Raw genomic sequence first — 13,286 nt, 5'->3', positions numbered from 1 at the left:
AGGCCTTCCAGACAAGGTCTGTGCGCCAATTTGAATTGTCCCGGCGATGATCCGGGAATCATCCATCTCTATTGACGCCAAACCCAGGGAGATCCGCTGTGGCCAACATTCTCGTCATGATTCCGTCGGGCGAAGTCTATGATCACGACTGCGTGCGTTGGTACAGCTACCAGGACATCCAGCGCAGCATCGACCACTACCACAACATCGGCGACGCCTTCGTCTTCGACTCCTCGTTGAAGCTGCTGACCTACGACAAGCTGGATGTGCTGGAGATTCGCGAGTTCCGCCAGGAAGTGGTCGACCGGATCAATGCCGAATACGACTATGTCTTCCTGCGCGGCAGCAACTACATCCATGATTCGATGGATTGGCCGGCGGCGACCATCCAGGTGCTGGCCAAGCTGCGCATCCCCGTCATCGGCTTCGGCGTCGGCGCCCAGGCGCCGGCCACCGGCAAGCTGACGCTGACCGAGGAAAGCAAGCGCATCTGGCGGATGATCGCCGACAAATCGACGACGCTCGGCGTGCGCGGCACCTACACCGCGGAAGTGCTGTGGGACCTCGGCATCAAGAACACCCGCATCGTCGGCTGCCCGACCGCCTTCCGCAACCGCGATCCGGAGCTGCGCATCGACCTGCCGGCTCTCGACAGCGTGCGCAAGGTCGGCATCACCATGCGCCGCGAGGTCTCCAAGCATTATTCGCCGGACGTGCGCAAGTATCTGGAGCGCCACCGCGACTTCGTGAAGGACATCTCCCGCCGCTTCGACACCGTGCTGATGATGCAGGGCGAGGTCGAGGAGAAGAAGCTGCTGTGGGGCACCGAGGAGCAGAAGACGGAAGCCTGGGCCCACCTGCATGACAGCGCCTGGCTGAAGCAGTGGTATTTCGACGATGAGATGGACGCGCTGTACCGCGAGCGGCTGTGGTATTCGGATGTCGTCGCCGACTACGAGAACCTCGTGCGGTCGAAGGATCTCGTGCTGGGCTACCGCCTGCACGGCAACCTGATGGCCCTGTCGAACGCAACGCCGTCGGTTTACTTCAGCTATGACAGCCGTACGGCGGAGTTCGCGGAGACCTTCGCGATCCCCTGCTACAACGTCTATTCCGACAAGCCCTTCGTCCTTGAGGAGTATTGGGACCAGAGCCTGTTCGAGAAGTTCAACCGCACCTACTACCAGCGCTATCGCGACATGCGGGAGTTCCTTGACGAGAACTACGTCCCCCACCGCATGCCCAGCCACACTCTGCGCCGCACCACGGAACGCAAGGCGGCGTAAGCGCAGACGCGCCTTTTCCAGCCCGACAATCGTCCAGAACAACCGGAAAGCGGCCCCATGTCCGCCACTGCCAAGATCGTCGAGCTTCGCGACCCCACCCCCGTGGCCGATCCCCTCGACGCACGCCAAGCGGCGGCCATCGTCGGTCACATCGACGCCTTGCAGGGGGGCCGTGTCTTCGGTTGGGCCTGGGACGGCAACCATCCGGCCGACCGGTTGGAGATCGAGTTGCGGCTGGAGCGGGACGGCGGTCCGCCGGACACGCTGGCACGGGTGGCGGCCGACCGTCCGCGGCCCGATCTGGCCGGCGGCGGCATCGGTGACGGCGCCCATGCCTTCGAGGCGGAGGTGATCCTGCCGGAGGGGGCGGATCCGTCGCGGGTGGTGGCGGTGGTGAGGTCGCCCTCCACCGGCGAGACGGCGACCTTCGCCCAGCCCAACCCGGAGGACCAGCGCCTCGACCGGCTGCTGGGTCCGCATCTGCATCGCATTGGGGAGCGGATCGACGCTCTGCGCCGCGACCAGCGCCAGCTTGCCGCCGCCCAGCAGACCATCGGCCGTCTTCTGCGCGATGCGGGCGAGGGGGTGGCGGCGCTGCGGGCCGATGCCGCCCGCCTGGAAACAGCCGATGGCGAGCGCTCCGAAGCCCTGGCCGAGTCCGTGCGCGAGTTGTCCGAGCGTGTCGGCGGCCTGGAGGTTTTCCTGATGCGGATGGACCAGAGCCTGCGCGGATTGGACAGCGCGTCGGCGGAAAAGACCGGCGGGGCAGGGTGGTCGCCGCTGCTGACCGTGCTGGGCTCGACGGCCGGCGCCTTCCTGGCGGTTCTGGTCGGCTGGCTGGTGCTGCACTGATCGGGAAGGTTCCGCTAGACTGAAGGGTAGGCAACCGCGGGGGACCCGGCGGTGTTTACCCTTCGCGGCCCTGACGTCCCTCCCATCGGGGGCCGTGCGGTGCGATACAGCGGAGCCTGCCCACATGCTTGACGGATTTCCCGTCGCCGAACCCGCCCCCGATGCGCCGTTTCCGGTCCCGGCATCGTCCCCCACCAGCTTATCCGTCGGTAGCGAGGGCGAACTGGCCGTCCGGCTTGCGGCCCTCGCCCGGCGGCCCGGCGGCGTCCTGCTACTCGCCCGCAGCGATGCGCGCGCCAGCCGGCTGGCGCGACTGGTGGGCGATCTTTTCCCCGATCTCGACACCATTTTGCTACCCATCGACGAGACGGCGGCCGGCGACCGTGCCGCCCCGTCGCGGGCGGTGTTGGGCCGCCGCGCCGCTGGGCTGATGCGGCTTGCCGAAGGGGAGGAGCCGGCCGTCGGGCGGCTGGTGGTGGCCTCCGCCGATCTGGCCTTGCAGAGGGTGCCGCCGCCGCAGGCCTGGGCGGGCGGGCATTTCCGCCTGACCCGCGGCATGGCCTATGACGAAGCCGCTTGGCGCGGCTGGTTCGCCCGCACCGGCTATGTGATGGACGACCGGGTCGACGAGCCCGGCGAGGTGGCGATCCGGGGAGCGGTGGTCGAGGTCTTTCCCGGCCACTGCGACCGCCCGGTCCGCTGCGACATCGCCGACGGGGTGGTGCGTGACCTGCGCCTCTACGATCCGGTGTCCCAGCGCTCGGTCGAGTCGATCGACGAGCTTGCGTTGGGGCCGGTCACCGACCTGATCGTCGGGCCGGAGATGCTCGACCGGCTGGCCGCCGGCCTTGCCGGATTGGGATCCGCGCTGCCGGAGGGGCTGCGGCGGGACCTGGAGGAAGGCCGCCGGCCCTATGCCTTCGACCTTCAGCTTCCCAATGTTTTCGCCGACTGCCCATTGCTGCTGGACCTGCTGCCGGAGGCGCTGGTCGTGCTGGACGCCGGTGCGCGCGACCGCATCGAGGCACGGGCCGACGATCTGGCCGAGGCAGGGATCGACAGGCGGATCCTGCGCGACGACCCCTGTCTGCTGCCGGTCCCGCCGCTGGAACGCCGGCTGATCGACGCCGACACGCTGGACAAAAAACTGGCTGCACGGACCTTGTTGCCGGTGGAGGTGACGGCCGGTTCCGCCGTGGAAGCGGTGCGGACGGAGCGTACGCTGCTGCGCCGGGCGGCGGGTCTGGTCGGGGAGGGCCGTGCCGTGCTGCTCGCCGCCCGATCCGGTGCGGGCGAGGCCGACCGGCTGGCCGAGCGGATGTCTGCGGCATTGGGGCGTCCGGTGCCCCGGCTGGACCGCTGGCCTGAGCCGCCGCTGGCGGCAGGGGACTGCGCCGTGCTGGCGTTGCGGATCGCCGACGGCTTCACCTGCGACGGCATGACCGTGCTGGTCGCTCCCCGCCATGCCGAAGCGCGCGGCGGCGAGGCGCAGGTCCGGCCACCGCTGGCCCCGTCGGAACTGTCGACCGGCGACTTCGTCGTGCACCTCGATTACGGCATCGGCCGACTGATCGGTCTGGAGACCATCGCCTCCGGCGACGGCGAGGGTGACACCGCCGATTTCCTGGTGCTGGACTATGCCCATGACGACCGGTTGCTGGTGCCGACCGCCGATTTCGACCGGCTGTGGCGTCACGGCTCGGCCGACACCGGCGCGAAGCTCGACAGCCTGAAGAACGCCCATTGGCTGGAACGCCGCGCCGTGCTGGAGGCGGAGATCGGCGAGACCGCCAAGGGCATCCTGCGCGAAGCCCGCCGCCGCGCACGGGAGTCGGCGCCGGTCATCGACCCGCCGGCCGACCGCATGCGCCGCTTCGGCGCCCGGTTCGGCTTCGACCCGACCGAGGGGCAGCGCCGCGCCATCCAGACCGTGCTCGACGCCATGCGCCAGGGCCAGCCGATGGACCATCTGGTCTGCGCCGACGTCGGCTATGGCAAGACCGAAGTGGCGTTGCGCGCCGCCGCCGCGGTCGCCTTCGCCGGCCATCAGGTCGCGGTGATGGCGCCGACCTCCGTCCTCGCCCGCCAGCATCTGGAGGTGTTCCGTCGCCGCTTCGCCGGCTTCGGCATCAGGCTGGAGCCGCTGACCGGCGCCATGACCAAGGCCGAGAGCGACCGCGTGCGTGCCGGGCTGGCCGATGGATCGGTCGACATCGTCATCGGCACCCATGCCCTCTTGTCCAAGGATGTCCGCTTCCAGCGTCTGGGCCTGATGGTGGTGGATGAGGAACAGCGCTTCGGCGCGACGCAGAAGCAGGCGTTGAAGCGGCGCATCAAGGGCGTCCACAGCCTGGCGCTCAGCGCCACCCCGATTCCGCGCACCTTGCAGGGTGCCCTGGCGGGGCTGCGCGGCCTCAGCATCATCGATACGCCGCCGGCCCGCCGCCGGCCGGTGCGCACCGCCGTCACGCCCCGCGACCCGGCCACCGCCCGTGCCGCCCTGTTTCGTGAGCTGGGACGCGGCGGGCAGGTCTTCTGCGTCACTCCGCGCATTGCCGACCTCGGCGAACTGGAGGCGTGGATCCGCGGGCTCGTCCCGTCGGCCCGCATTGCCGTGGCGCATGGCCGGCTGGGAGCGGCGGCGCTGGACGATGCGGTGATGGGCTTCGTCGATGGCGAGAGCGACATCCTGCTGGCGACGCCGATCATCGAATCCGGCATCGACATCCCGCGTGCCAACACGCTGCTGCTGTTCCGCCCCGACCTGTTCGGGCTGGGCCAGTTGCACCAGCTGCGCGGCCGGGTCGGGCGCGGGGCGGTGCAGGGCTACGCCTATCTGCTGACCGACCCCGACCACCCGCTGGAGGAGCGGGCGGCGCGCCGGCTCGGCTCGCTGGAGGTGATCGAAAGCCTGGGCGGCGGATTCGTGCTGAGCATGCTCGACCTCGACCAACGCGGGGCCGGCGACCTGCTGGGCGAGGACCAGAGCGGCCATCTGCGTGCGGTGGGGACCGAACTCTACCAGCGCATCCTGGCCGACGCCCTGCGGGCACTCCGCCGCCAGCCCGATGCGCGCTGGGATCCGGAGGTGACGGTCGCGGTGCCGCACTGCATCCCGTCGGCCTACATCCCGGAAGAGGAGCTGCGCATCGGCCTGCACCGCCGCATCGCCCGCAACCGCGAGGCGGGCGAACTGGACGCCCTGCGCGAGGAGATGGAGGACCGCTTCGGACCGCTGCCGGTCCCGGTGGAGAGGTTGCTGGCCATCGCCGGGCTGCGCTGCCGCTGCCGGGCTCTGGGCATCGCCTCGCTCGGCTGCGGCCCGGCGGGGGTGGCGGTCACCCTGCGGGGCGAGCGCGCCGCGGCCAGGGCGGCGACGCTGGCGAAGCGCTCGAAAGGCGTCCTGCGAGCCCAGGACGACCGCCTGTCGGCAGCTCTGGAGGCGCCGGATGCCGAAAGCCGGTTGGCGAACGCGTCCCGTGTGCTCGACTGCATCGAGATGATCGTCCGCAAGGCGCAGCGGCGAAAGCGGGAATAGGCCCTGTCAGCGACAGGCGTGCCCGATGACCCGCGGCAGGATGGCGGTCAGCGCCAGGGCGTCGAAGCAATGCTCCAGATGCGCCGACCGCAGCCTCGCGCGGCGGTCGGCGTCCCCGGACAGGGCCGAGAGAAGGCTGACGGCGTCGTCCTCGCCGTTGAAGGTCAACCGGTCCTCGGTCGGCCCGAACAGCCGGGCGGTGTCGGTATGGCGCCAACTGACCAGCAGTCCGTTGCGTTTGACGATTTCCAGAGTCCTGGGAAAAATCGCCGTGTCAAAGGCGAGGCTGCCGAAATCCAGGCAGGCCGCCGCGTCGGGGTAGGCATTGCGCGGGGCCGGCGAGACCGGACCGGCCTTGAGGTCGAAGCGTTCCCATCCATTGCCCCACAGCGAGAACCCCTCGCCCAGACCGCGGCGCAGGGCGGTGGCGAAGCGGCGGCGGTTCTCCACCGCGAAGGCGATGGTGAAGGCGCGGTTGAAGTCCAGCGTCCAGGCCGGGTCCGCCGAGCGGTCGGCCAGCCCGCAACGGTCCATGGCCTGCACTCGGTGCAGTGCCGGCCGTTCCGTCATCGCCGCCGCCACCGCTTCCGCATCGCGTTGGATCGAGGGAGCCACCGGCTCACGCCCGGCTTCCAGATGCTCGGGCCAGCCCTGTCCCAGATAGAGGACACGGTCCCGCACCGACGTTTCCGCATCGGTATCGGATTGTCCCTTCATCGCGACATAGGGGTGGCGGCACAGTCCAGGCGTGTCCGGCGCCATCCAGCGCTTGTAGAGATCGACCGATCCGTCCGCCGCGGGGGCGGTGCAAATCCAGCGATGGATGCCCAGCGGTTCGTGGAAGACCCGGCTCAGTCCCAGCCGGACGGCCTGCTCGGCCGATCCCTGGCACATGCACCACATGGAAATGTCGTTCTCGGCCATCCAGCGGTCGGCATCGCGGATCTGTTCGGCATTCACGGCGCCGATTTCTTCCAGCGGGTGCTTCAGGCACACATGCACGATGGCCGGCGCAGTGCCGAACTGCGCGATGTAGCCACGCAGCATCTCCACGGTCGGCCTGGGAATCTCGAACAAATTCAGCACGAACAGGGCGTCGATGCGGCGGTCGATCACATCCTGTGAGATGTCGGGCAGCGCCAGCACCGACTCATGCCCCAGATCGACCAGAGCCGCCTGGATCGACCACAGGATTTCCGACGTGCCCTGTCCGCACAGCAGGAAGCGCATGCCGCTATCTCCGCTTGTCGAACAGGCTGACCGCCTCGGCCATATAGGCGGAAAGCTGCGCGATGTCGGCGCCCTCCCGCTCCACCTTGACCACCTGCGCGCGGGCCTTCTCCCTCGCTTCGGCCAACAGAGCGGGGTCCTCCGCCAGCGCAACGGCGCGGGCGACGAAGGCCGTCTCGTCTACGACCAGAAAGGACGGTCCGGCCACGCTGGCGACATCGCCGCCGTCGAAGGACAGCACCGGCACGCCGCCGGCCATCGCCTGGGCCGCTCCCGCCCCTCCACCGGCACGGCGCGGGTTCACGAACAGGTCGCAGACCGACATCAGCGCTTCCACGCGGTCGACATGGCCCAGGCTGCGCAGGCGTCCGGCGTGGCGGTCGGCTGCAAGCCGTCCGGGCAGGCTTTCCACTCCGCCGGCGAACAGCACCAGCGCCCGCGGAATCGCATCCAAGATCCGGCCCAGCAGATCGAGGAATCCGCCGCCGGTCTCCGCATCAAGGCGGTTGCCGACAACGACGCAGACGAAAGCGCCCTCCTGCAGGGCGAACTCCGCCCGTGCGGCCGTCTCCCCGGTGCGGCGGAGCGACAGGCCGAAGCGTGCCGGGCGCCAGGACATTGCCAGCCGTCCGCCTCCCGGCGGCTGCGCATGGCCGCCGAAATCCAGCACGATGTCGGCGAGCGAGATGGTCTGTCCGCTGGTGGTGGGGACGCACATGACCGGATACGCGCTTCCCAGCAGGTCGGCGACGATCACCGAACCGCCGAAACCGATCACCAGATCGGGGTCGAACGCCTCCACCGCCGACAGGAAGCCGGCCAGCTTCTCAGCGGTGATGCCGGGCGCGGTGGAGGACAGCATGCGGATCCGCTCGTTGCCGCAGCGGATCGTCTGCTCTCCCGACAGCCTGTCTTCGACCGCGGCGGCGAAGGGCGGGACGAAGGCACTGTAATAGCGGTCCGGCATCATGTTGGTGTTGAGAACCAGCACCGTCCGACCCAGGTCGCGCTGCAACCGCACCGCCAGCAGCAGCAGGTCGCGCGACGGCTGGTGTTCGGCGGACAGGAACTGGTTGGTCACGATGACCACCCGTCCCGTACCGGGCATGCCCACCTGCCGTCCGGCCGGATCCAGTTCCAGCCGCACCGCAACCTGCCGCAGGAACCGTTCGTAGAAGGGAAAGAGGTGTCCGACGACGAAATCGGGCACTGAGCCCAAATCCATCCGCATCAGGAACAGCTGGCGCTGCATCGACCAGAAGATTTGGTTGATGCCGTCCAGCGATGCCAGATCCAGCACAGTGTCCAGCATCTCCAGGATAAGCAGGTAGCGGCGCAGATCGCCGGAGACGTAGGCCAGCGCCGATTCGCGCAGGATGGGGTCGAGGCCGGCGGTCGCGCCGTCCAGCCTTTCCATCGCCGCCGCATCCCGCCCCGCCCCCGCGGCCGTGGCGGATTCGCAGCTGTCGGAGATCGCCTTCAACGCCTCGCCGGTCCCGGCCGGACCGCAAAGACGGGCAATCAGGTCAGTCAGTTCCTTGGCATGTGAATCGGAGGCTTGCATCGTTGGAAAGTCCCGGCTGGCGCAGCGGCCACCGGCGGCGCCTCGACGGGGCGGGATTGTGCCGGCATCCTTTTCCACCGATAGGTGCGATGCCGACAGCTGTCAATGCACTCGCTCCACGACATGGTTGCCATGTCGATTGCCAGGTCGGTTGCCACGTGCCGCCCCGGATCGGGAACGGCACGTGGCCGCCGGCTGCCGTTACCAGGTTGGGAAGAACAGCAGCAGCAGCGAAAGAACCGCGAGGATGCCGAGAATGGTCCACATGGCGGGGCGCCCGAGGCCCCGCGAGGTGCCGGCCTTCGGGAGTTCAGTGCCCACATTCCGGGAAGGGCCAGCCATTGCGTTTGCTCCTGACAGTGTCGATCTGTCGGTAATCAACAAGGCAAGGCCGGTAAAGTTGCCGCTTCCGGCCATCCTTCCCCATCTGCTCCCATACGGCGCGGGCTTGGCGATGAGGGGCGGCACGGATTTTCCGGAAGCGTTTTCTGCTTTACCGCCAATGGGTTGATTGTGTCTTGCGGATTTCCCGCCGGAATCGGCGAAAAAACCACTTCCCAAGCACGCTAGCCATCGGCAAACTCTACACAAGAAATAGAAAAGTTGCCGCGGGTACCACGAAAAATTCCCGTGCAATTCAGGAGCCACCGAAGGAGACCATCTGTCATGTCGCTTCGCCGCCTGACTCTTCTCGCCGCCGGTCTGACCATGGCCTGGCTGGGTGTGGCCGCCGCCGATTCCAAGGACACGCTGCTGAACGTGTCCTACGATCCGACCCGGGAATTCTATGTTGAGTTCAACAAGGCGTTTGCCAAGAAGTGGGAAGCCGAAACCGGCCGCGCCCTGACCGTGCGCCAGTCGCACGGCGGCTCCGGCAAGCAGGCGCGCTCGGTGATCGACGGGCTGGATGCCGACATCGTGACCCTGGCGCTGGGCTACGACATCGACGCCATCGCCGATACCGGGCTGCTGCCGAAGGACTGGCAGAGCCGCCTGCCGAACAACAGCTCCCCCTACACCTCTACCATCGTCTTCCTGGTGAAGAAGGGCAATCCGAAGGGGATCAAGGACTGGAACGATCTGGTGAAGCCGGGCGTACAGGTCATCACCCCGAACCCGAAGACGTCGGGCGGCGCACGCTGGAACTATCTGGCCGCCTGGGCCTACGCCCTCCAGGCCAATGGCGGTGACGAGGGCAAGGCCAAGGAATTCGTGGCGCAGCTGCTGAAGAACGTCCCGGTTCTGGACAGCGGCGCCCGCGGCGCCACCGTGACCTTCACCCAGCGCGAGATCGGCGACGTGCTGCTGGCCTGGGAGAACGAGGCCTACCTGTCTCTGCAGGAATTCGGCGCCGACAAGTTCGAGATCGTGGTCCCCAGCCTGTCGATCCTGGCCGAGCCGCCGGTCGCCGTCGTCGACAAGGTTGTCGACCGCAAGGGAACCCGCAAGGTGGCGGAGGCTTATCTCCAGTTCCTCTATACCCGCGAAGGGCAGGAGATCGCCGCCAAGAACTTCTACCGTCCCCGTCTCCCGGAACTGGCGAGCCAGTATGCGGGACGCTTCGCCGATGTTAAGCTGGTCACCATCGACCAATTCGGGGGCTGGCGTGCCGCACAGGAGAAGCACTTCTCGGACGGTGGTGTCTTCGACCAGATCTTCCAGAAGGGGCGTTGACCTATGGTCGCCGCTGCCGACAGCGACGACGCTCTGGCAGGAAAGGGGGGTGCGGTGACGGTCCGCGCCCCCGTTCCTCTCTTCCGGAAGCCCAGCGTTCTCCCCGGATTCGGGCTGACGCTGGGCTTCACGCTCAGCTATCTCGGCTTCATCGTGCTGGTCCCGCTGGCCGCCCTGATCGTCAGGTCCAGCGGGCTCGGCTGGAGCGGGTTCTGGTCGGCGGTGACGACGCCCCGGGTTCTCGCCGCCTTCGAGGTCAGCTTCGGGCTGTCCTTCGCCGCGGCGCTGACCAACGCGATCTTCGGTTTCCTCGTTGCGTGGGTGCTGGTCCGCTACGACTTTCCCGGCAAGCGGCTGGTGGATGCGCTGGTCGATCTGCCCTTCGCCCTGCCGACGGCGGTAGCCGGCATCGCGCTGAGTGCGCTCTATGCCCCGAACGGCTGGCTGGGCAAGCCGCTGAACGAGCTGTTCGGCATGAAGGTCGCCTTCACGCCGCTCGGCATTGCCATCGCGCTGACCTTCATCGGCCTTCCCTTCGTCGTCCGCACGGTGCAGCCGATCCTGCAGGATCTGCCGGCGGAGGAGGAGGAGGCGGCGGCCTCGCTGGGCGCCTCGCGATTCCAGACCTTCCGCAGCGTCATCCTGCCCGCCATCCTGCCGGCGCTGGTCACCGGCTTCGCCCTGTCCTTCGCCCGCGGGGTCGGCGAATACGGCTCGGTCATCTTCATCGCCGGCAACATGCCGGGCCTGACGGAGATCCTGCCGCTGCTGATCGTCATCAAGCTGGAGCAGTACGACTATGCCGGCGCCGCCGCGGTCGGTACGGCGATGCTGGGTGTGTCCTTCGTCATGCTCCTGATCCTCAACCTCCTTCAGCAGTGGATGAGGTCGCGCCATGCCCGCTGATACCAGCATTTCCGCGCCGGCCTCCATCGCGGTGCCGCCGGCGCAATCCGCGCTGACCGAACCCGGCTGGGTCCGGGCGCTCCTGATCGGCGGAGCCCTGCTGTTCCTGGCGCTGTTCCTGCTGCTTCCCCTGGTGGCGGTGTTCGCCGAGGCGCTGCGTCGCGGCTTCGGCGCCTATTGGCTGGCACTGACCGAGCCGGACGCGGTCGCCGCAATCGAACTGACCCTGATTGTCGCCGCCATTTCGGTGCCGGCCAACCTGCTGTTCGGCGTCGCCGCGTCCTGGTGCGTCGCCAAGTTCGACTTCCGCGGCAAGAATCTGCTGATCACGCTGATCGACCTGCCTTTTTCGGTGTCGCCGGTGATCTCCGGCCTGATCTACGTCCTGCTGTTCGGCATGAACGGGCTGTTCGGCTCCTACCTGCGCGACATGGGCGTTCAGATCATCTTCGCCGTGCCGGGACTGGTGCTCGCCACCATCTTCGTCACCTTCCCCTTCGTGGCGCGCGAACTGATTCCGCTGATGCAGGAGCAGGGCTCCGACGAGGAGGAGGCGGCGCTGGTGCTGGGCGCGTCCGGCTGGCAGACCTTCTGGCGGGTGACGATCCCCAACATCAAATGGGGCCTGCTCTACGGCGTGCTGCTGTGCAACGCCCGCGCGATGGGCGAGTTCGGCGCCGTGTCGGTCGTCTCCGGCCATATCCGCGGCGAGACCAACACGATGCCGCTGCATGTCGAGATTCTCTACAACGAATACAATTTCGTCGCCGCCTTCGCGGTCGCCTCGCTCCTGGCCATGCTGGCCCTGGTCACGCTGGTCGTGAAGACCGCGCTGGAGTGGCGCTTCGGGGACGAGCTGGCGGCGTCCCGGCACTGATCGCCGGGCTCTGGAGAGGAAAACGGGACCAATGGCGATCCAGGTTTCAGGCATCACCAAGCGCTTCAACGATTTCACCGCCCTCGATTCCGTCGATCTGGAGGTGAAGTCGGGGGAGCTTCTGGCCCTGCTCGGCCCCTCCGGCTCGGGCAAGACCACGCTGCTGCGCATCATGGCCGGGCTGGAAAGCCCCGATGGCGGCGGCCTGCTGCTGAATGGCGAGGAGGCGCTGGGGCTGAAGCCGCGCGACCGGCAGGTCGGCTTCGTCTTCCAGCATTACGCCCTGTTCCGCCACATGACGGTGTTCGACAATGTCGCCTTCGGCCTCAAGGTGCGTCCGCGCGGCGAGCGCCCCGGCTCCGCCGAAATCAAGCGGCGTGTGACCGAGCTGCTGGAACTGGTGCAGCTGTCGCCCTTCGCCGGGCGCTATCCGGCGCAGCTGTCGGGTGGCCAGCGCCAGCGCGTGGCATTGGCCCGCGCTCTGGCCATCGAGCCGAAGGTGCTGCTGCTCGACGAACCCTTCGGCGCCCTCGACGCCAAGGTCCGCAAGGAGCTGCGGCGCTGGCTGCGCAAGCTGCATGACGACATCCACATCACCTCCGTCTTCGTCACCCACGACCAGGAGGAGGCGCTGGAACTGGCCGACCGCGTCGTCGTGATGAACCAAGGCCGGATCGAGCAGATCGGCACGCCGGCGGAGGTCTACGACCACCCGGCCTCCGCCTTCGTCTATGAGTTCCTCGGTCAGGTGAACCGGTTCGACTGCACAGTGGAGGGCGGCATCGCCCATGTCGGCGACGGTGCCTTGGCGATCCCGACCCAGGGAGGCGTGCAGGGGCCGGCGGTCGCCTATGTCCGCCCGCACGACCTTGGGGTCACCCCGGCCTCTGCCGGTCCGGCACGCATTTCCGGCATCCATGTCGTGGGGCCGGACGCCCGGATCGACATCGACCTCGCCGGCCTGTCGCTGGAGGCGGAGATGGACCGCGAGCGCCTCGCCACGCTCGGCATCGCCGCCGGCGACCGCTGCGCGATTCACATCGACCGGGCGCGGGTGTTCGCTCGCTGAGCTCTGTCAGTTGGACGCTTGCTGATCGGCGAGCGTCCGGTAATTGCCGTCGCGGTGGGCCTTCAGGCTGAGGTCCACCGCCGCGGCCTCGACCCCGGCGCTGCGCAGGACGAGGCCGGCCAACTGCAGGCTGGCCTCCATGGTTTCCGGCACGATGGCGCTGGCGCCCGCACTCGCCAGCGCCGCACTCTGGCCCAGATCGTGGGCGCGGGCGATGATCGGCAGAGTGGGGGCCGTGGCATGGATCGCCTCCACGGCGCGGTGCGCGGCGTCCGGCCGGTTCAGCGTGA

Annotated in this window: 11 protein-coding genes (1 of these 11 only partly in view); 7 read left to right on the top strand and 4 right to left on the bottom strand. The window is 68.2% G+C overall.

The genetic code is table 11. The features are described from left to right. The first annotated feature begins 98 nt into the window (after nucleotides 1-98). The 3 genes from ABNQ39_RS19855 (at nucleotide 99) to ABNQ39_RS19845 (ending at nucleotide 5,676) form a co-directional block, all read left to right on the top strand. Nucleotides 99-1,286, top strand: a complete 1,188-nt coding sequence (locus tag ABNQ39_RS19855; protein WP_376959968.1) for a polysaccharide pyruvyl transferase family protein — start codon at nucleotides 99-101, stop codon at nucleotides 1,284-1,286. A 57-nt stretch (nucleotides 1,287-1,343) separates the two neighbouring features. Next, nucleotides 1,344-2,138: a hypothetical protein gene (locus ABNQ39_RS19850; protein ID WP_376959967.1), complete on the top strand. Its 795-nt coding sequence runs from the start codon at nucleotides 1,344-1,346 to the stop codon at nucleotides 2,136-2,138. 124 nt (nucleotides 2,139-2,262) lie between these two features. Next, a complete protein-coding gene (locus ABNQ39_RS19845) occupies nucleotides 2,263-5,676 on the top strand; it encodes a DEAD/DEAH box helicase (protein WP_376959966.1) in 3,414 nt (1,137 codons plus the stop codon). A 6-nt stretch (nucleotides 5,677-5,682) separates the two neighbouring features. Here ABNQ39_RS19845 and ABNQ39_RS19840 read toward each other — a convergent pair whose 3' ends face one another. The 3 genes from ABNQ39_RS19840 to ABNQ39_RS19830 form a co-directional block, all read right to left on the bottom strand. After that, entirely contained in the window at nucleotides 5,683-6,906 is a 1,224-nt protein-coding gene (locus ABNQ39_RS19840; protein ID WP_376959965.1) for a glycosyltransferase family protein, read from the bottom strand. 4 nt (nucleotides 6,907-6,910) lie between these two features. Further along, a complete protein-coding gene (locus ABNQ39_RS19835; protein ID WP_376959964.1) occupies nucleotides 6,911-8,470 on the bottom strand; it encodes a glycosyltransferase in 1,560 nt (519 codons plus the stop codon). Between the two features lie 201 nt (nucleotides 8,471-8,671). Further along, nucleotides 8,672-8,887: a hypothetical protein gene (locus ABNQ39_RS19830; protein WP_376959963.1), complete on the bottom strand. Its 216-nt coding sequence runs from the start codon at nucleotides 8,885-8,887 to the stop codon at nucleotides 8,672-8,674. Between the two features lie 249 nt (nucleotides 8,888-9,136). Here ABNQ39_RS19830 and ABNQ39_RS19825 point away from each other — a divergent pair, with 249 nt between their 5' ends. From ABNQ39_RS19825 to ABNQ39_RS19810, 4 genes are read left to right on the top strand one after another with little or no spacing between them, the layout of a single operon-like run. Next, a complete protein-coding gene (locus ABNQ39_RS19825; RefSeq protein WP_109449108.1) occupies nucleotides 9,137-10,144 on the top strand; it encodes a sulfate ABC transporter substrate-binding protein in 1,008 nt (335 codons plus the stop codon). 3 nt (nucleotides 10,145-10,147) lie between these two features. Next, nucleotides 10,148-11,050 carry a sulfate ABC transporter permease subunit CysT gene (gene cysT / locus ABNQ39_RS19820; protein ID WP_376959962.1) on the top strand — a complete coding sequence of 301 codons (903 nt, stop codon included), beginning with the start codon at nucleotides 10,148-10,150 and terminating at the stop codon, nucleotides 11,048-11,050. Continuing rightward, nucleotides 11,040-11,927: a sulfate ABC transporter permease subunit CysW gene (cysW, locus tag ABNQ39_RS19815; RefSeq protein ID WP_376959961.1), complete on the top strand. Its 888-nt coding sequence runs from the start codon at nucleotides 11,040-11,042 to the stop codon at nucleotides 11,925-11,927. Before cysT ends, cysW begins: the two co-directional genes overlap by 11 nt. A 31-nt stretch (nucleotides 11,928-11,958) precedes the next feature. Beyond that, a complete protein-coding gene (locus ABNQ39_RS19810; RefSeq protein ID WP_109050695.1) occupies nucleotides 11,959-12,996 on the top strand; it encodes a sulfate/molybdate ABC transporter ATP-binding protein in 1,038 nt (345 codons plus the stop codon). 6 nt (nucleotides 12,997-13,002) lie between these two features. Here the strand turns inward: ABNQ39_RS19810 and ABNQ39_RS19805 are convergent, their stop codons facing one another. Beyond that, nucleotides 13,003-13,286: the 3' end of a monovalent cation:proton antiporter-2 (CPA2) family protein gene (locus tag ABNQ39_RS19805; protein WP_376959960.1), read on the bottom strand. The gene runs 1,414 nt beyond the window's last position; 284 of the gene's 1,698 nt are visible here — the last part of the coding sequence; the start codon falls outside the window, past its right edge; its stop codon occupies nucleotides 13,003-13,005.

The sequence above is a fragment of the Azospirillum sp. A26 genome (assembly GCF_042604635.1).
GTDB lineage: Bacteria > Pseudomonadota > Alphaproteobacteria > Azospirillales > Azospirillaceae > Azospirillum > Azospirillum palustre.
The sequence above is the reverse complement of the archived record's forward strand: the minus strand, read 5'-3'. Positions and strand labels throughout refer to the sequence as shown.